This window comes from Salimicrobium jeotgali (genome assembly GCF_001685435.2).
Taxonomy (GTDB): domain Bacteria; phylum Bacillota; class Bacilli; order Bacillales; family Halobacillaceae; genus Salimicrobium; species Salimicrobium album.
In genome coordinates this window covers 943,970-961,297 of the sequence record NZ_CP011361.2, presented here as the reverse complement: position 1 = coordinate 961,297, position 17,328 = coordinate 943,970, and the positions used below count along the sequence as shown (strand labels likewise).

15 protein-coding genes are annotated in these 17,328 nt (G+C 46.4%); 1 reads left to right on the top strand and 14 read right to left on the bottom strand.

The features are described from left to right. Positions 1-26: 26 nt before the first annotated feature. The 12 genes from speD to AAV35_RS04725 all read right to left on the bottom strand — a co-directional run bounded on the left by speD (position 27) and on the right by AAV35_RS04725 (position 12,735). Positions 27-383, bottom strand: coding sequence for an adenosylmethionine decarboxylase (speD, locus tag AAV35_RS04780; RefSeq protein ID WP_040609201.1), 357 nt, complete (start codon positions 381-383; stop codon positions 27-29). Between the two features lie 160 nt (positions 384-543). Continuing rightward, positions 544-1,578, bottom strand: coding sequence for a glyceraldehyde-3-phosphate dehydrogenase (locus tag AAV35_RS04775; protein ID WP_008588581.1), 1,035 nt, complete (start codon positions 1,576-1,578; stop codon positions 544-546). A gap of 85 nt (positions 1,579-1,663) precedes the next feature. After that, complete coding sequence (gene coaE, locus AAV35_RS04770) at positions 1,664-2,278, bottom strand: dephospho-CoA kinase (protein ID WP_008588580.1); 615 nt, start codon at positions 2,276-2,278, stop codon at positions 1,664-1,666. 101 nt (positions 2,279-2,379) lie between these two features. After that, positions 2,380-3,204, bottom strand: coding sequence for a DNA-formamidopyrimidine glycosylase (mutM, locus tag AAV35_RS04765; RefSeq protein WP_008588578.1), 825 nt, complete (start codon positions 3,202-3,204; stop codon positions 2,380-2,382). 23 nt (positions 3,205-3,227) lie between these two features. Then, positions 3,228-5,858, bottom strand: a complete 2,631-nt coding sequence (gene polA, locus AAV35_RS04760) for a DNA polymerase I (protein ID WP_008588577.1) — start codon at positions 5,856-5,858, stop codon at positions 3,228-3,230. A gap of 105 nt (positions 5,859-5,963) precedes the next feature. Further along, on the bottom strand, positions 5,964-7,421 hold the full coding sequence (gene pnpS, locus AAV35_RS04755; RefSeq protein WP_008588574.1) for a two-component system histidine kinase PnpS: 1,458 nt from the start codon (positions 7,419-7,421) through the stop codon (positions 5,964-5,966). Next, positions 7,414-8,118: a response regulator transcription factor gene (locus tag AAV35_RS04750; protein ID WP_008588572.1), complete on the bottom strand. Its 705-nt coding sequence runs from the start codon at positions 8,116-8,118 to the stop codon at positions 7,414-7,416. The genes pnpS and AAV35_RS04750 overlap by 8 nt, the downstream gene beginning before the upstream one ends. Positions 8,119-8,205: 87 nt before the next feature. Continuing rightward, on the bottom strand, positions 8,206-8,682 hold the full coding sequence (locus tag AAV35_RS04745) for a MaoC family dehydratase (RefSeq protein WP_008588571.1): 477 nt from the start codon (positions 8,680-8,682) through the stop codon (positions 8,206-8,208). 55 nt (positions 8,683-8,737) lie between these two features. Further along, a complete protein-coding gene (gene mdh, locus AAV35_RS04740; protein WP_008588569.1) occupies positions 8,738-9,676 on the bottom strand; it encodes a malate dehydrogenase in 939 nt (312 codons plus the stop codon). An 18-nt stretch (positions 9,677-9,694) separates the two neighbouring features. Beyond that, positions 9,695-10,969 carry an NADP-dependent isocitrate dehydrogenase gene (gene icd, locus AAV35_RS04735; protein ID WP_008588566.1) on the bottom strand — a complete coding sequence of 425 codons (1,275 nt, stop codon included), beginning with the start codon at positions 10,967-10,969 and terminating at the stop codon, positions 9,695-9,697. Positions 10,970-11,039: 70 nt separating this feature from the next. Continuing rightward, positions 11,040-12,158: a citrate synthase gene (gene citZ / locus AAV35_RS04730; protein ID WP_008588564.1), complete on the bottom strand. Its 1,119-nt coding sequence runs from the start codon at positions 12,156-12,158 to the stop codon at positions 11,040-11,042. 184 nt (positions 12,159-12,342) lie between these two features. Further along, complete coding sequence (locus tag AAV35_RS04725) at positions 12,343-12,735, bottom strand: FxsA family protein (RefSeq protein WP_008588562.1); 393 nt, start codon at positions 12,733-12,735, stop codon at positions 12,343-12,345. 215 nt (positions 12,736-12,950) lie between these two features. Here AAV35_RS04725 and AAV35_RS04720 point away from each other — a divergent pair, with 215 nt between their 5' ends. After that, positions 12,951-14,306, top strand: a complete 1,356-nt coding sequence (locus tag AAV35_RS04720; protein ID WP_065757335.1) for an IS1182 family transposase — start codon at positions 12,951-12,953, stop codon at positions 14,304-14,306. Between the two features lie 221 nt (positions 14,307-14,527). Here the strand turns inward: AAV35_RS04720 and pyk are convergent, their stop codons facing one another. Both pyk and pfkA read right to left on the bottom strand, forming a co-directional pair. Then, on the bottom strand, positions 14,528-16,291 hold the full coding sequence (gene pyk / locus AAV35_RS04715; protein WP_008591430.1) for a pyruvate kinase: 1,764 nt from the start codon (positions 16,289-16,291) through the stop codon (positions 14,528-14,530). A gap of 34 nt (positions 16,292-16,325) precedes the next feature. Continuing rightward, positions 16,326-17,285: a 6-phosphofructokinase gene (gene pfkA / locus AAV35_RS04710; protein WP_008591432.1), complete on the bottom strand. Its 960-nt coding sequence runs from the start codon at positions 17,283-17,285 to the stop codon at positions 16,326-16,328. Positions 17,286-17,328 lie beyond the last annotated feature (43 nt).

Here is a 17,328-nt window from a genome sequence, read left to right as displayed (position 1 = left end):
CTTCCGTACGGAAACTGACTATACGCTCAGGTATTAAAAACGGCCCCCCGACGAATTTCATTTATGTCATACTTACGGCACTTCAGTCCTTCGACGATAGTATGGAAAGCTTCCTCCGGCTGCAGGTGGTCCCCACACGTATAAATATCTATACTTGCATACCCGTGTTCCGGGAAACTGTGAATAGTCAGATGCGACTCAGAAATCAGCACGACTCCGCTCACTCCCTGTGGAGCAAATTTATGAAACGCAACTTCCCTTACTTCAGCACCGGCTTTCAAAGCTGCCCTTACAAACAATTTCTCAACGTAATCGATATCTTCGAGACAGGAAACATCACAGTTCCATAAGTCCCCAAGTATGTGTCTTCCCAATGTATTCATGACAGACCTCTTCTCCCTTTCATACGTAACCATGTCCAGGTCGAACTGAACATTCCCGTTACAGCCTCCCCGGCTGCGTGAACTCAGCAGGTCCACTGCCTTTTTGAAATCGTAACATCCCCCCGTAAAAAAAGGAAACCTCAAAGCATTAGCTTTGAGGTCACGACACTTTTTGTTTTTTTTCGCTCATCAGTTGTTCTGCTACCATTTTCGTCAAATCGACAGTGCGTGCGGAGTACCCCCACTCGTTGTCGTACCAGGCAAGCACCTTCACTTTTCTGTCCCCTACCACCTGTGTAGTCAGACCATCGATGATGGAAGAGTAAGGTGAAGAGGTATAGTCGATCGAAACGAGGGGCTCATCGGAATAGGACAGAATATTTTTCATTCCGTCTTCACTCGCTCTTTTGAATGTTTCATTTACATCTTCCTTAGTGACATCTTCTTTCAAATCGACCACGAGATCGATAAGAGAAACGTTAGGCGTCGGCACGCGTAAGGCCATACCGTTAAGTTTCCCTTCAAGTTCGGGCACAACTTCCGAGATAGCTCTGGCTGCCCCGGTGGAAGTAGGAATGATCGACTGGGTGCATCCCCGGGCACGCCGTAAATCTTTATGCGGATTGTCCAGATTCTGCTGGTCGTTGGTGAACGAGTGCACGGTGGTCATAAGACCGTCAACGATGCCGAACTCATCTTCGAGAATTTTCACTACCGGAGCAAGGCAGTTTGTCGTGCAGGAAGCGTTGGAAATTACGTGATGATTGTGATGGTCGTACGCTTCATTGTTAACACCCATTACAATCGTAGCGTCAGCCTGTTTTCCGGGAGCTGTAATAATGACTTTTTCAGCACCGGCACTTAAATGTTTTGCAGCAGCATCTCTTTCTCTGAACTTACCGGTGGCTTCTATAACTACATCAATGCCCATTTGTCCCCACGGTAACTGAGCAGGGTCCCGTTCCTGGCAAAGAGCTATCTTATGATTGTTGATGTACAGTGCCTCTTCCGTGTGATCGATGTCAGCATTCAGTTTCCCGTGTACGCTGTCATATTTAATCATATGAGCCAGCGTTTCCGGTGGATAGCTGGCATTTACAGCTGCCAATTCCACTGTATCATCGTCAATCAACTGTCTGAGGACCATCCGCCCGATTCTTCCAAGACCGTTGATTGCTACTTTTGCTTTACCCATAAGTACCCCTCCATTGTGTCATCATAATTTAAAAATAGTATATCATATTGTAATCGTTTTTGTTAGTGGATAATTAAAAATCCTGTTATTTTTCAGGATTTTTCAGGACCCCCCATTCTTCCAGCTGTTTTCTTACCTGGATCTTCGTTTCTTCCACACTCCCATTGTTATCAATCACTGCATCTGCCATACGCGCTTTTTCTTTAATACTTATTTGTGAAGCTATCCTTTCATTCGCGTCTTCCCTTGCAGAACCATCCCTGTCCATAAGTCTCTGCAGTTGTATCTCCTCATCGACGAACACCACCATCGTTCTGTTGACGTAGTCCGTCAGTCCGCTTTCATACAGAAGAGGTATGTCCAGTACAACCGCGTTTTCCCCTCGTTCCTTGTAATACTCCCTTTTTTCTATCATTCTTTTGCGCACTTCGGGATGTACAATAGCATTCAGCCGCTTTCTCTTTTCTTCATCACCGAAAATAATCTTCCCAAGAGCCGGTCTGTCTATTTCACCAGTATGTAACAATACTTCATCACCAAAAAAGTCAACAATTTTTTCATAAGCCGCTTCGCCTGGTTCCACCACTTCCCTGGAAAGCTTGTCCGCATCAATCACAGGTATATCCCACTCTGCAAACATACGCGAAACCGTGCTTTTTCCGGTGGCGATACTTCCTGTAAGTCCTATCACAACAGTCATTTAAGATCCTCCTGCGTACCGGTTTCCGGCCCGGGGAGTGCCGGACCGGAAAACAGGTCTTCTTTTATTCTTCAGCTGTTTCATGACATACTCATAATTTTTCATTCCTGACAATAATAGCATACGTGTGTTCCGCGTCCGCCTACCTTTGTTTTCGTAATCGGTCTCCGGCAGGCGGGACAGGGTTCTCCTTCTTTTCCGTACACGAACAACTTGGTCTGATACTCTCCCCGGCTCCCGTCACTTCTGCTGTAGGAGCGGATAGTGGAGCCGCCTGCTTCCATCGCTTCCCGGATAACTTTTTCTCCTTCCTCCACGATTCTTTTCACTGTTTCCCTGTCAAGAGAACTTCCAAGCCGTTCCGGATGGACACCTGCTCTGAAAAGTGTTTCGTCCACATAGATGTTCCCGAATCCCGCCACTACACTCTGATCAAGTAGTATTGTTTTGATTCTTCTGGTCGTTCTTTGAAGCTGTTCATACATATACTCCGTAGTGAACCGTCCCTCGATTGGGTCCGGCCCCAGCGTATTAAGAGGTTTGTTATTATATTCTTCCCCTTTATCAAACAGATGCATCGTTCCAAATTTCCTTACATCATTATAGTGAAGACTCGATCCGTCCTCGAATGTGAAAATGATGTGAGTATGCTTGTCTTTCGGTTCTTCCCCGTTTCTTATGAAATACTTGCCCTCCATTCGCAAGTGAGAAACAAGCGAATAGTCGTCCAGATGAAGAATTAGAAATTTCCCCTTTCTGTCCACACTTTGCAGTTCCTGTCCCTGGAGCATTTCTTCAAATTGTTTTCTGTCTTCAGGTACTTTTACTATAGAGGGCCAGAAAACTTCCACCCGACTGATCCGTTTCCCCGTAACCTGTTTCAGCAAAGACTGTTTCACTGCATCAACTTCAGGCAGTTCCGGCATTTTTCCCCCTCCTTCATCACTTTCTATTTTGCGTCGAACCAGGTCTTGCCGTAAGAATGGTCCACTTCGAGAGGAACCGTAAGTTCCACCGTTCCTTCCATCACTTCTCTGACTGCTTCCGTAACCTTCTCCACTTCCTGCTCAGGCACCTCAAGAATCAGTTCGTCATGCACCTGCATAAGCATAGTAGCTTCAAGTTCCTCTTCCTTAAGACGGGCTGCCATATCGATCATCGCTTTTTTGATTATATCGGCAGCGGTCCCCTGGATCGGCGTATTCATAGCCGTTCTTTCAGCGGCATTCCTGCGGTTGAAGTTACGACTGTTCATGTCGGGAAGGTATCTGCGTCTGTTCATGAGGGTCTCCACGTACCCTTCTTCCCTGGCCTGCCGGACCGTATCCTCCATATACTCTTTTACTTTCGGGTAACTTTTGAAATATGCATCGATATAAATCTGAGCGTCTTTCCGGCTTACTCCGAGACTCTGGGAAAGGCCGTAGTCACTAATCCCGTAAACGATACCGAAGTTTACGGCTTTCGCTTTTCTCCGCATATCCGAATCAACTTCTTCCGGTGCTACGCCGAACACTTCACTCGCCGTTTTGGTGTGTACGTCTTCTCCCTCTTTAAACGATTGAATCAGTTTTTCGTCTCCGGACATGTGTGCCAGAACACGCAGCTCGATTTGTGAATAATCACTGGCAAACATGACCCACCCCTGTCTGGAAGGAATGAACGCCTGCCGGATTTTTCTTCCTTCTTCGAGCCGGATAGGGATATTCTGCAGGTTCGGATCCGCGGAACTCAATCTCCCTGTCTGGGTAAGTGCCTGGTTGAACCTTGTATGAACTTTGCCGGTCTCCTTGTGCACCACCTTCAACAAACCTTCGATGTAAGTGGATTGAAGTTTGCCCAGCTGCCGGTACAGAAGAATCTCATCGATGATTTCATGCTGGGAAGATAATTGCTCCAGTACATCTGCAGCTGTCGAATACCCCGTCTTCGTTTTCTTAAGCGGCGGCAATCCTAATTTCTCGAAAAGAACAGGGCCAAGCTGTTTAGGAGAGTTGATATTGAACTCCTCTCCGGCATGTTCATAAATCCTTTTTTTGATTTCTTCAAGTCTTCTTTCAAGCTCTTCTCCCATTTCCTTCAACCGGTCCACATCGACGCGCACCCCTGTGTATTCCATTTCACCAAGTATCAAAGCCAGAGGCATTTCTAAATTGTGGAACAGTTCTTCCTGCTTATTCTGCTTAAGCTGCTCTTCCAGGTTGGACTTCAACCGGTACAGCATGAGAGCCTTACGACCGGCGTGTTCATAAAGCACATCATCTTCCGGCCTTTTCCGCTTAGCCCCTTTGCCGTATACCTCCTCGTCCGTCGGGATGCCTGTTTCGCCGAGACGATGACTGATGGCTGGTATATCATGGTTGTTTACGGCAGGATTCACAAGATAGGAGGCCAGCAATACATCGAACGTAATGCCTTCTACCGGAATACCGTAACGTTTAAAAGCAACCAGCGTACGTTTGGCGTCAAACACCCATTTATGCCTGGAGCTGTCGGCCGCCCACGTTTTGAATGTGTCAGACTCCATGAGCTGTTCCGGTGAAAAAGCGAAGACACCCTTCTCATTGGAAAGAACGATCGCTTCTACAGGTGAAGTGTGGTAATTATCTTCAAGAATTTCGACAATAAGCGCAGTTTCATCCAGGAGAATATCTTCAGTCAGCGGTTTTTCTTTTTCTACCTCTACGGAAATCATCTCCGCTTTGCTTTCTTCCTCATCACTTCCGATGCGATTAATAAGAGATTCAAATCCGAGGTCCTGGAACTGCTTCCGGACAGCAGACGGTTCATAGCCCGTGTAAGCCGTATCCGTTAAGGCTATTTCCAACGGAGCTTCCAGTTCGATAGTTACAAGCTTTTTACTCATATAAGCTTCATTTTTGTTCGTTTCAAGTTTTTCTTTCAGTTTCTTTCCGCTTACTTCCCCGAGATTATCATACAGATTCTCAAGCGTACCGAATTGTTTCAGCAACTTGACGGCTGTCTTTTCACCGACGCCCGGGACGCCCGGAATGTTGTCGGAACTGTCTCCCATCAGAGCTTTCAGATGAATGACCTGCTCAGGATCTATCTCCATTTTCTCTTTAAGGAATCCGGGTGTATATGTCTCCACGTTTGTAATCCCTTTTTTCGTAAGACGGACAGTTACATTTCCGGAGACGAGCTGGAGCAGATCTTTATCTCCCGAAATGACTGTCACTTCGTCCCCCCGGTTCTCCGCTTCTCTTGCAAGCGTACCGATAATATCATCCGCTTCGTACTGGGGAAGCTGGTAATGTCTTATACCGAAAGAATCAAGCAGCTCCTGCAGTAAAGGGAACTGTTCCGAGAGTTCCGGAGGCGTCTTTTGCCTGCCCCCTTTGTATTCTTCGTAAGTTTTGTGGCGAAAAGTCGTTTTCCCGGCGTCAAATGCTACTAACATGTGATCGGGGGATTCCTCCTCAAGAATTTTGAGCAGCATAGTCGTAAAACCGTAAACCGCATTCGTATACACCCCTTTGTCATTGTTCAACAGGGGTAAAGCGAAAAACGCCCGATAAGCGATACTGTTACCATCAATCAGAACCAGTTTATTTCCCATAACGTCACTCCTACCTTTTTTGCTATACTCATTTTACCACGTCCCGACTTCAAGATAAAAAAGACAGAAGCAATTCGCTTCTGTCCGCAGTACTATTTTTCAGGACTACTCTTCGGCCGGAAAGATTTTTTCTCCTGTTACCTTGTGAAAAACGAGGGTAAACTCAGAACCCTCTCCCGGCACACTCTGTACGTAAACTTCTCCCCGGTGCGCCTCCATAATGTGCTTAACGATAGCAAGGCCAAGGCCGGTTCCGCCCGAGTTCCTGCTTCTGGCCCGGTCCACCCGATAAAAACGTTCGAATAGTCGCGGTATTTCTTCCGGAGGAATTCCTATCCCTGAGTCGGAAACGGAAACAGTGATCCGGTCTTTTTCATCGTGCAGTCTCACGTTAATTTCGCCGCGGTCCGGTGTGTAAGTAATCGCATTCGATAATATGTTGATCAGCACCTGCCTAATCCTGGTAGAGTCCCCTTCACAGACAGCATCTGTATCCAGATGTTCCGAAATACGGATACCCTTCCTGTCTGCCTGAGTCTGGACGAGTTTCTTCGTCTCCATCACCAGGTCGGTTATGTTCACCTGCTGGAGGGACAGTTGAAAATCTTCACGTTCTATTTTCGTTAATTCAAGCAGGTCATGAATGAGCGTTTCCAGTCTCGTGCTTTCTTTCAGCATAATTCCCAAAAACTGTTCATTCTTTTCTTTGTCTTCCGCAGCTCCTTCCAGAAGGGTCTCAGCAAAACCTCTTATCGATGTTATCGGGGTTTTGAGCTCATGGGAGACATTGGCTACAAAATCTTTTCGCATCTGTTCCAGCTTCTTCAGTTCCGTAATGTCATGAAATACGAGTACGACCCCCTGCCACCGTTTATTCTCTTTGAAAATAGGCGCGCCGTTCACCTGTATAAATTTTCTTTCGAGTCCCCGCTGTATTGTAAGCATCTGACTGTCCGGCTCTTCGAACATATAAACGTTTTCCACTACACTCTGAACTTCCTCGTGGGGAACCACTTCATGATAGAGGTAATCAAGATAATAAGCTTTGTCTTCTTTAAAAGTGCGGATGAAAGATTCATTGACCAGCTGAATATAACCTTTTTCATCGATAAGGACGAGACCGCTGCTCATATGATTAATGACAGCACTTAAGCGCGTTTCCTGCATTCCCTGGACGCTCGTCAGTTCTTTCAGATGTCTACCCAGTTCGTTTATGACTGCTCCGAGTCTTCCGGCGTCTCCGAATACCCCCGAGTCCGCCCGGGCCCTGTAATTTCCATGGGAGAGCTCTTCCGCAGTATCTGTGGCTTTACGCATAGGATCGACGTATTTGATGAATATCTGATAGCATATAGTTATCAATGCCATAGCAATCACAGAAATCATTATGAACGTCATAAACCATATATTTCTGGACGCTTCCTCCGCGCGTTCCATTCCGTTCTCGCCGACTACCTCTATGATAGACTGCTGAGCGTATTGGGCAAGGACGAGACCGAAAGAAAGCATAAGTATTAGAATGATAAGAGCATAAACAAGTAGTATTCGTCCATTATTATTCATATTTGGAAGGATCCTCCATTTTGTAACCCAATCCGCGCACCGTTTTGATGTAGGCGGGCTTTTTTGTTACCGGTTCGATTTTCTCCCGCAAGTGACTTACATGTACATCGACGATTCTCGTATCTCCGGCAAAGTCATAATTCCACACGTACTGAAGCAACTGATTTCTTGACAGGACCCGACCGAGATTTCTGGCCAGATACAATAGCAGTTCGAACTCTTTCGGAGTGAGGGTCAGCCATTCCCCTTTTATAGCAGCCTCATACTGAGCAGGATAAATTTCAAGATCTTTGACTGTAAGCAGCTCCTCTTTTCCACTGCTCTCTTTTTTATCGATACGTCTTAAAATAGCTTTAATTCTTGCTGTCACTTCTCTCGGACTGAAAGGTTTCGTCATATAATCGTCTGCTCCGATTTCCAGACCAAAAACTTTATCGAACTCTTCATCTTTTGCCGTCAGCATCAGAATCGGCGTTTCGATACGTCTCTGCCTCAATCGCTTGCATACTTCAACCCCTTCCACTTCGGGTAACATCAGATCAAGTACAATCAGATCGAACGTCTGGGCTGCAGCTTTTTCGAGCGCTTCAGCTCCGTTGTACGCCACTTCCGTTTCATATCCGGCCTGTTCTATATTGTATTTGAGAAGGGTGACGATCGATTCTTCATCATCCACTATCAAAATCTTTTTCTTCATTCCCCCTGCCCCCTATTTCTGACTTTTCTCTATCATACCTTGTATCCCCTGTACATTTCTTCATTAGTGAACAAATTTTACAAAATATTAATAAAAGTTCTCAAGGGATATAGAGTTCAAAGAATCAGGCTCATAGGGCGGTACCACGTGAAGCGTTCCATGAACTACCACGTCACCCGAACTGTCCTCACCCTGTACACTTATATAGATCAAGTGCTCCTCGTCCAAGATTTTTTCGATTTTATAGGTGAAGGTGACTGTTTCATAATGATGGACATGTTTAGGGTAGGTGATTTCCTGATAGGTAAGGTGGCTGCCGGGGCCGGGCAGGTGCATGGATACAGCTTGGGAAATCATTCCCTGGAGCATAACAGGCGGCACGACAGGACGTTGAAAAGGAGTCTGTGAGGCATAATCATGTTGAAGATAAAGGGGATTGGCGTCGTCGGTTAAGCCCATGTAAATCAGCAGGTCTTTATCATTCACTTCACAGACCTTTTCATACACCTCGTCAACTTTTAATTCATCGATTTTTTTACCGAGTTTACGTTTTTTATCAAGCATTGTTTTCCTCCTTTTTAAAAAAAGACCCGAGGAAATTCCTCGAGCCTTCTCTTAACTATTTCAGTATATCGAGTACTTTTCTGACAGAGTCAGCCGATTTATCCAGCTGGTCTTTTTCTTCACCGGTCAGATCAAGCTCAATAATCTCTTCTACACCGTCGCCCCCTATAATGACAGGGACGCCGAGATAAATGCCATCATAGCCGTATTCCCCTTCCAGGTAGGCAATTGCAGGCAAGAGACGCCGCTGATCTTTAATAATCGCTTCCACCATCTGTACAATGGAGGCGGCCGGGGCATAATAAGCACTTCCGTTCCCCAGCAGACCAACGATCTCTCCTCCGCCTTTACGGGTCCGTTCAATTATTTCTTCGATTCTCTCGGAAGAAATCAGTTTATGAAGCGGAACACCACCGACACTGGAATAACGGATCATCGGAACCATGTCGTCTCCGTGACCGCCGAGAACGAATCCCGTTACGTCCTTGACGGAGACGTTCAATTCCTCGGCGATGAAGCTCCGGAACCTGGCGGTATCAAGCACACCCGACTGTCCGAGTATCCGGTGTTTCGGAAATCCGGACTCCCGGAAAACACTGTAAGTCATTGCATCAACAGGGTTCGTCAATACAATAATATAGCACTCAGGTGAATGCTTCACGACCTCTTTCGTCACTTTTTGCATAATACCGGCGTTCGTATTAACGAGATCATCACGGCTCATTCCCGGTTTTCGGGCTATACCGGCCGTAATGACGACTACATCCGAACCCTTCGTGTCTGCATAATCAGAAGTGCCTTTGATTTTTGCATCAAACCCCTGTACAGGGCTTGCTTCAAACATATCAAGAGCTTTCCCTTTCGCAGGGTCCTCCTGATCAGGAACATCCACAAGCACAACGTCAGCCAGCTCTTTCTGGGCTGTCATCAGAGCGGTGGTGGCACCGGTAAAACCGGCACCGATCACCGAGACTTTCGGTCGCTTCATTCCCATCCTTCGCGCCTCCTTCAATCAGTCCATGTTCTTGATCAGTTCATCACCGAACTGAGATGTTTTAACTTCTGTCGCACCTTCCATCATACGGGCAAAATCATACGTCACTACTTTACTTCCGATCGTTTTATCCATCGATTTGGAAATGAGCTCTGCAGCTTCTCTCCATCCAAGGTGTTCAAGCATAAGTACACCGGAAAGGATAAGGGAAGACGGGTTAACTTTGTCCATACCGGCATACTTCGGAGCAGTACCATGAGTAGCTTCGAAAATAGCGTGTCCGGTGTTGTAGTTGATGTTCGCACCCGGCGCAATACCGATACCGCCTACCTGGGCTGCAAGTGCGTCAGAGATATAGTCGCCATTCAGGTTCATAGTTGCGACGACGTCGAATTCACTCGGACGAGTCAAAATCTGCTGAAGGAAGATGTCTGCAATTGCATCTTTCACAATCATTTTACCTGCTTTTTCTGCTTCATCCTGTGCTTTGTTCGCCGCTTCTTTTCCTTCTTTTTCAACGATACGGTCGTATTCGGCCCATGTGAACACTTTGTCCCCGTATTCTTCTTCGGCTACTTCGTATCCCCATGCTTTGAAGGAACCTTCGGTGAACTTCATAATGTTCCCTTTGTGTACGAGGGTCACGTTACGACGGCCTTCATTGAATGCGTAGTCGATAGCCGCACGTACAAGACGTTTCGTCCCTTCTTCGGAGACAGGTTTTACACCGATTCCGGAAGTTTCCGGGAAGCGGATGTTATGTACACCCATTTCGTTCTGGAAGAAATCGATGACTTTCTTGACTTCATCAGAACCTTTCTGCCATTCGATTCCGGCATAAATATCTTCCGTGTTCTCGCGGAAAATAACCATGTCCGTGTCTTCCGGACGTTTCACCGGGGACGGTACACCTTCAACGTAACGGACAGGACGAAGGCAGGTGAACAAATCGAGTTCCTGACGCAGAGCCACGTTAAGAGAACGGATACCTCCACCGATAGGAGTCGTCAACGGGCCTTTAATAGCGATTTTGTAATCACGGATCGTGTTAAGAGTTTCCTCCGGCAGCCATTCTTCGGTTCTGTCGTATGATTTCTGACCGGCATACACTTCTTTCCATTCGATTGCTTTCTCACCGTTATATGCTTTATCTACAGCTGCTTCTATGACACGGCTCGCGGCTGCCCAGATATCGGGTCCGGTTCCGTCGCCTTCGATATAAGGAATAACTGCGTAGTTAGGTACGTTTAATTCTCCATTTTCTTCTACAGTGATTTTCTTTGCTTCTGACATGATGTTCCCTCCTGTTAAATGATTCATTACCTATCATACGTGATGTTTAGTAAAAGGAAAAGCCTGATGGTCAGGAACGCTCCTCCACCGGCTTATACGTCTGGTTTTTCGGTCCTACATACTCGGCACGAGGACGGATCAGACGGTTGTCGTTGTACTGTTCAAGAATATGGGCAAGCCAGCCGGACGTACGACTCACGGCAAAAATAGGCGTGAACAGGTCATGGTCGATGCCAAGACTGTGATAGACGGATGCGGAATAGAAATCCACGTTTGCCGGCAGTCCTTTATTTTCCTTGATATACTCTTCGATTTTTTCGGACATATCGTAGAATTTCGAATGTCCTGTCAGGCCTGTCAGTTCGCGGGACATTTCTTTCAGGTGCTTCGCGCGCGGATCTCCGTTTTTATAAACGCGGTGGCCCATCCCCATAATTTTCTCTTTATTTTCAAGTTTCTTCTCAATATGCGGAATGGCGTTATCCACTTCCCCTATTTCAGTGAGCATAGCCATGACACGTTCGTTTGCTCCACCGTGAAGCGGTCCTTTCAAAGCACTGATGGCAGCTGTAACACCGGAGTAAATGTCACTCATGGTAGCTACACATACACGTGCAGTGAACGTAGAGGCATTCAGTTCATGATCAGCGTGCAGCACAAGCGCTTTATTGAACGCTTCCACTTCCAGATCCTCAGGCTCTTTGCCATTCAACATATAAAGGAAGTTAGCTGCAAAGCTGAGGTCTTTTTTCGGTTTCACCGGTTCTTCTCCCTTACGGATGCGGCCAAAAGCAGTAACTATCGTCGGTATTTTAGACTGGATACGAACTGCTTTACGCTTGTTCATCTCTTCATCCATTTCTTCGGCTTCACTGTCCAGAACGCCGAGCATGGAGATGGAAGTTCTGAGAGCAGCCATAGGATTAACCGTTTTCAAATCATAAGATTTCAGATGATCGATGATACCTTCAGGCACTTCCATTTCATTGGCTAGCGCACTTTTCAGTTCCTCCAGCTGTGCTTTGTTCGGAAGCTTCTGGTTCCAAAGCAGATAGATTACCTCTTCGAAACTTGAGTTTGTAGCAAGATCATCGATGTCGTAACCTGCATATGTCAGTTTATCATCAATGATTGAACTGATTGATGACTCCGTAGCTGTAATTCCTTCCAATCCTTTAGTAGATGCCATAGAACTTTCCCCCTTTTAAAAATTAAAATCACTTTCCGTTTCTAAAAAACGTGTTTCAGATTACTTATTATAACTTATCGGGAAATTCCCCAACCACAATTATAAATTATTTCGAAAAGAATGTGAATTGAAACCGTTTGATTTCTTTTAAAACACCATTAATTCACAGAAAAAGAGACGCGGCTCATCTTCTGTGAATAGTGATCGTTCCATTACTCATACCCTTCTCAATGGCTTTCATAACTACTTTTTTGATCGGATGTCTCGTCACAGGGAAAAGAAGCAGAAAACCTATTGCATCCGTAATGAATCCGGGCGTCAGCAAAACAGCTCCACCAACGAGAATACAGGCGCCGTCAAGCAGAGTATGCCTCGGCGGGTTGCCCCTCTGTAAGGAGTCCTGGAAATCCCTGATCGTTTCCATCCCTTCTCTTTTTGCCAGCCAGGCACCGATTGCCCCGGTGGTAATTATAAGAAGTATTACCCAGAGAGGTCCTATGATGTTTCCACTCCATATCAAAATACCGATCTCCAGAGCCGGTATAATGAGGATGATTAAAAACAGCCATTTAAACATGTCATCACTCCTTTCCGTACCGAAGTGCAGATAAAGTCTTTCTGTGACTTCAGTTTATCACGTGTCTCTTACGCTGACCTAATAAAAAGACGGGGTTTCCCCCGTCTTCAGGCTGTCGAGAAAGTCTCGGCAGCTTTTATTTGTTTTCTGTTTTTTAATAGATCACTTCGTTAATTTGTTATAATAGCTGTAACTTATCAACGAAAGGTGATTGGATGTTTCAATCTAAAACTGAACGACAAAATGAAATCGAAATGGTTACCATTGAAGAGCTTGTCCCTGAAGATCATCTCCTACGCAAAATTGACCAATACATAGATTTTTCTTTCATTCCTGAAAAAGTCCGTCCTTACTATTCAGAAGATAATGGTCGTCCCTCTTTGGATCCTCTTGTTTTATTCAAAATGATGTTCATTGGTTATATCTATGGCGTTCGTTCCGAACGCGAATTGGAGCGACAAATTCAAACGAATGTTGCTTATCGTTGGTTCTTAGGGTTGAATCTTACAGACAAAGTCCCCCATCATTCCACTATTAGTTGGAACCGCCGCACTCGTTTCAAAGACACGGATATCTTTCAAGAAGTTTTTGATGAAATCGTGCTCCAAGCGATGAACCACCGTATGGTCTCCGGCCGTGTATTATTCACAGATTCCACGCACTTGAAAGCCAACGCTAATAAGAAGAAATTCTCAAAACAAGAAGTTGAAGTAGAAACGGTAGACTACCTCAAAGATTTGGAAGAAGCCGTAAGAAAAGATCGTGAAGATCATGAAAAAAAGCCTCTGAAGGAAAAGGAGGGGGTAAAAAAGACAAAGGAAATTAAGGTTAGCGACACGGATAGCGAGAGTGGTTATCTTTACCGGGAGAATAAGCCGGAAGGCTTCTTTTATCTTGATCACCGTACCACAGATTTAAAACATAACATCATTACTGATGTTCATGTAACGCCAGGAAATATTCATGATTCCAGACCTTACTTACAACGTTTGGACCGCCAAATCGAACGATTTGGCTTTGAGGTGGAAGCTGTAGGTCTAGATGCCGGCTATCTGACGAACCCTATATGTCATGGGCTTATAATGGAAAGAGGAATATTTGGAGTTATTGCTCATCGAAGGTACCAGTCAAAGAAAGGGCTTCTTCCGAAATGGAAATATGCATATGATGAAGAGCGGGATGAATATGTGTGCCCCCAGGGTGAAGTTTTAAGCTATTCGACCACCGATCGTGAGGGGTATCGGCATTACAAATCAAACCCTGAAAATTGTGCAGATTGCCCTCTTCTAGCGAAGTGTACCCAAAATAAGAAGTATCAAAAAACGATCACTCGCCATGTATGGGAAAGCTCGAAGGAGAAGGTTCGGTTGAACCGGCTTTCTAATGAAGGCAAGTGGATCTATCGCATGAGAAAAGAGAAAGTTGAACGTAGCTTCGCAGATTCAAAAGAACTGCACGGGCTGCGTTATTGTCGCTTGCGCGGAAAAGAGAATGTACGCGAACAAGCGTTACTGACGGCGGCCTGCCAAAACATGAAAAAGATTGCCCTCCACCTATCCAGGGTGAGATAGGTGAAGGAGAGTCTTTTTCGGTGAGGGGAGGGCGAATACCAGGAGACTCCTGCGGAAAAACGGGCGACCCGAGACCCCGCAGTGTGGGTTTTCACGAGGGAGGCTCGGGCGTTCGTCCGCGGAAAGCGAGTGGTATTCGCCCGCACGAACTGCACAAAAAAAGCTTGCAGAAAAACACGGGGTTTCTCTACAAGCTGAAGACGGGGTTTCCCCCGTCTTTGTTAAAGTATTCCGGTATGCCCTTTATAGATTTTCCCCTGAGCTCCGTCAATGGTGATGTCTGTGTAATCTTCAATTTTCTCGAGCGCTTCATCGGTACCGACGATCACCGGGATACCGAGACTCAACCCTACTACAGCCGCGTGAGATGTAAGTCCCCCTTCGACTGTTACGAGACCTTTGGCTTTCTCGATAGCCGGCATCATCTCTTTGTCCGTACCGAACGTGACGAGGATATCCCCCTCTTCAACACGGGCATTGGCATCCTTTGCGTTTTCAGCTACCACTGCCCGGCCCGAGGCACTTACCTGACCGATGCCCTGTCCGTTCGTGAGTACATTACCGATTACGTGCACTTTCATCAGATTGGTCGTACCACTTTCACCTACCGGTACTCCGGCTGTAATGATGACTCTGTCTCCGTGCTCTACGAGACCTGAATCGATTCCTTTCTCAATGGCCGTTTCAAGCATTTCGTCCGTGGAAGCAGCTCTTTCTCCCATAAGCGCGTGAACGCCCCAGACGAGAGAAAGTTTGCGGTTCACTTTTTCACTTGAAGTTACCGCAAGAATCGGCGACTGGGAGCGGTATTTGGATACCATGCGAGCAGTATGGCCACTTTCCGTCGGGGTGATGATAGCATTTACGTCCAGATTGATAGCCGTATGAGTGACAGATTGACTGATTGCATCCGTTATCGTCATCGTCGTGTGTTTTGACCGCTCACTCAGGATAGAGGCGTAATCGAGTCCGGTCTCCGTCTTTTTGGCTATATTGGCCATCGTCTGAACAGAAGCTACAGGGTAATCTCCCGCAGCCGTCTCTCCGGAAAGCATAATGGCATCGGTGCCATCGAATATCGCATTCGCCACGTCTGATGCTTCCGCACGCGTCGGGCGTGGGTTGTGCTGCATGGAATCGAGCATCTGAGTAGCAGTAATTACAGGTTTTCCGGCCTGGTTACATTTTCGGATAAGTTGTTTCTGGACAAGCGGCACGTCTTCTGCAGGTATTTCCACCCCGAGATCTCCACGCGCTACCATCAGACCATCACTCACTTTAAGGATGGCCTCTATGTTGTCCACGCCTTCCTGGTTTTCGATTTTAGGAATGATCTGTACATCACTTGCGTTCTTTCTTTCCAGAAGCTCCTTGATTTCCAGTACGTCGGAAGCCCGGCGCACGAAAGAGGCAGCTATAAAGTCGACTCCCTGCTCCACACCGAACTCAATATCTTTCGCATCTTTATCGGTCATCCCGGGAAGATTGACACTTACGTTCGGAACGTTGACCCCTTTTTTACTTTTGATAGGGCCGTTGTTCAGGACCGTCGTTTTAATTTCATTGTTCTCTTTATCAATTTCCTCGACGAGCAGTTCGATAAGGCCGTCATCCAGAAGGATTTTGGAACCCTTATGAACGTCGTCTATGAGTCCGGGGTACGTCACGGAAATCCTCTCTTCATTTCCTGCAACCGGAGTCATGGAAACGTAAAGGGTAGAGTCTCTTTTCAGATAAACCTCTTTCTCCGCCATATCACCCGTGCGGATTTCCGGACCCTTCGTATCCAGAAGGATAGCTACCGTTTTTCCAGCTTCCTTCGAGGCTTTTCTTATATTCTCAATCCGGCTTCCGTGTTCTTCAAAGTCTCCATGCGAAAAGTTGAGCCGGGCCACATCCATCCCCGCATCAATAAGCTCTTTTAAAATTTCGGGTTTTTCGGATGCAGGTCCGATAGTACTTACAATTTTAGTTTTTCTGAGCATTGCTAATTCCTCCTCTTAATGAAACCGTGTAACGTTAAATCGATAGTTCTTTGGACAATCGATACATATCCAGATCGATGTGGTGCTTTTGACTCAGGACTTCGACTATATCATGATCTACAATTTCATTGTTCTGAATACCTACCATTCTGCCTGCGGATCCTTTTCTGAGGATATCGACTGCTGCAGCTCCAAGACGGCTTCCAAGTACACGGTCCGACGCTGAGGGAGAGCCTCCGCGCTGCGTGTGACCAAGTACCGTAACCCTCGTTTCCAGTTTCGCTTTTTCCTCTATTTCTCTGGCGAAATCGACTCCGCTTCCGTACCCTTCGGCTATAATGATGATGCTGTGACGTTTCCCGCGTTCGTTTCCGCGTTTCAGACGATCGATTACATCTTCTATAGTGTCCTCCGCTTCCGGAATCAGAACGCTTTCGGCACCATCGGCAAGGCCTGCCCATAAAGCCAGGTCTCCGGCGTCTCTGCCCATCACTTCTATAATATATGTTCTTTCATGGGAAGTAGCCGTGTCCCTTATTTTATCGATAGCCTCCGAGATGGTATTCAATGCCGTATCAAAACCGATGGTAAAGTCCGTCCCCGGAATATCATTATCTATCGTGCCCGGCACCCCGATGCAGGGATATCCCCTCTCGGTCAATTTCTCGGCTCCTCTGAAAGAGCCGTCCCCGCCGATAACGACAAGACCTTCTATTCCATAATGTTCAAGTGTTTCGATACCCTTAAGCTGACCTTCTTCCGTTTTGAAGTCTTCACAGCGTGCAGAGTAAAGCATCGTCCCTCCGCGCTGTATGATATCTCCGACAGAACCGAGCTCCATTTTCCGGATATCTCCGTCTATCAGTCCCTGGAACCCGTAGTTGATTCCGTATACTTCAATACCATGATAAATCGCCTTCCGTACGACCGATCGGATGGCAGCATTCATGCCCGGAGCATCTCCTCCACTTGTAAGGACGCCTATTCTTTTCATAACCTTTCACCTCGTTTAATTATCTCTCTATCTTTTCCCTTTC

Excerpts from the sequence above, each read along its gene's own strand:
- pyk (WP_008591430.1), bottom strand. The coding sequence starts at position 16,291 with ATGCTCAGAAAAACTAAAATTGTAAGTACTATCGGACCTGCATCCGAA.
- AAV35_RS04725 (WP_008588562.1), bottom strand. The coding sequence starts at position 12,735 with ATGTTTAAATGGCTGTTTTTAATCATCCTCATTATACCGGCTCTGGAG.
- AAV35_RS04775 (WP_008588581.1), bottom strand. The coding sequence starts at position 1,578 with ATGGGTAAAGCAAAAGTAGCAATCAACGGTCTTGGAAGAATCGGGCGG.
- citZ (WP_008588564.1), bottom strand. The coding sequence starts at position 12,158 with ATGGCATCTACTAAAGGATTGGAAGGAATTACAGCTACGGAGTCATCA.
- coaE (WP_008588580.1), bottom strand. The coding sequence starts at position 2,278 with ATGACTGTTGTGATAGGACTTACAGGAAGTATCGCCACCGGAAAAAGC.
- AAV35_RS04745 (WP_008588571.1), bottom strand. The coding sequence starts at position 8,682 with ATGCTTGATAAAAAACGTAAACTCGGTAAAAAAATCGATGAATTAAAA.
- icd (WP_008588566.1), bottom strand. The coding sequence starts at position 10,969 with ATGTCAGAAGCAAAGAAAATCACTGTAGAAGAAAATGGAGAATTAAAC.
- speD (WP_040609201.1), bottom strand. The coding sequence starts at position 383 with ATGAATACATTGGGAAGACACATACTTGGGGACTTATGGAACTGTGAT.
- pnpS (WP_008588574.1), bottom strand. The coding sequence starts at position 7,421 with ATGAATAATAATGGACGAATACTACTTGTTTATGCTCTTATCATTCTA.
- mutM (WP_008588578.1), bottom strand. The coding sequence starts at position 3,204 with ATGCCGGAACTGCCTGAAGTTGATGCAGTGAAACAGTCTTTGCTGAAA.
- polA (WP_008588577.1), bottom strand. The coding sequence starts at position 5,858 with ATGGGAAATAAACTGGTTCTGATTGATGGTAACAGTATCGCTTATCGG.
- AAV35_RS04750 (WP_008588572.1), bottom strand. The coding sequence starts at position 8,118 with ATGAAGAAAAAGATTTTGATAGTGGATGATGAAGAATCGATCGTCACC.
- AAV35_RS04720 (WP_065757335.1), top strand. The coding sequence starts at position 12,951 with ATGTTTCAATCTAAAACTGAACGACAAAATGAAATCGAAATGGTTACC.
- pfkA (WP_008591432.1), bottom strand. The coding sequence starts at position 17,285 with ATGAAAAGAATAGGCGTCCTTACAAGTGGAGGAGATGCTCCGGGCATG.
- mdh (WP_008588569.1), bottom strand. The coding sequence starts at position 9,676 with ATGGGAATGAAGCGACCGAAAGTCTCGGTGATCGGTGCCGGTTTTACC.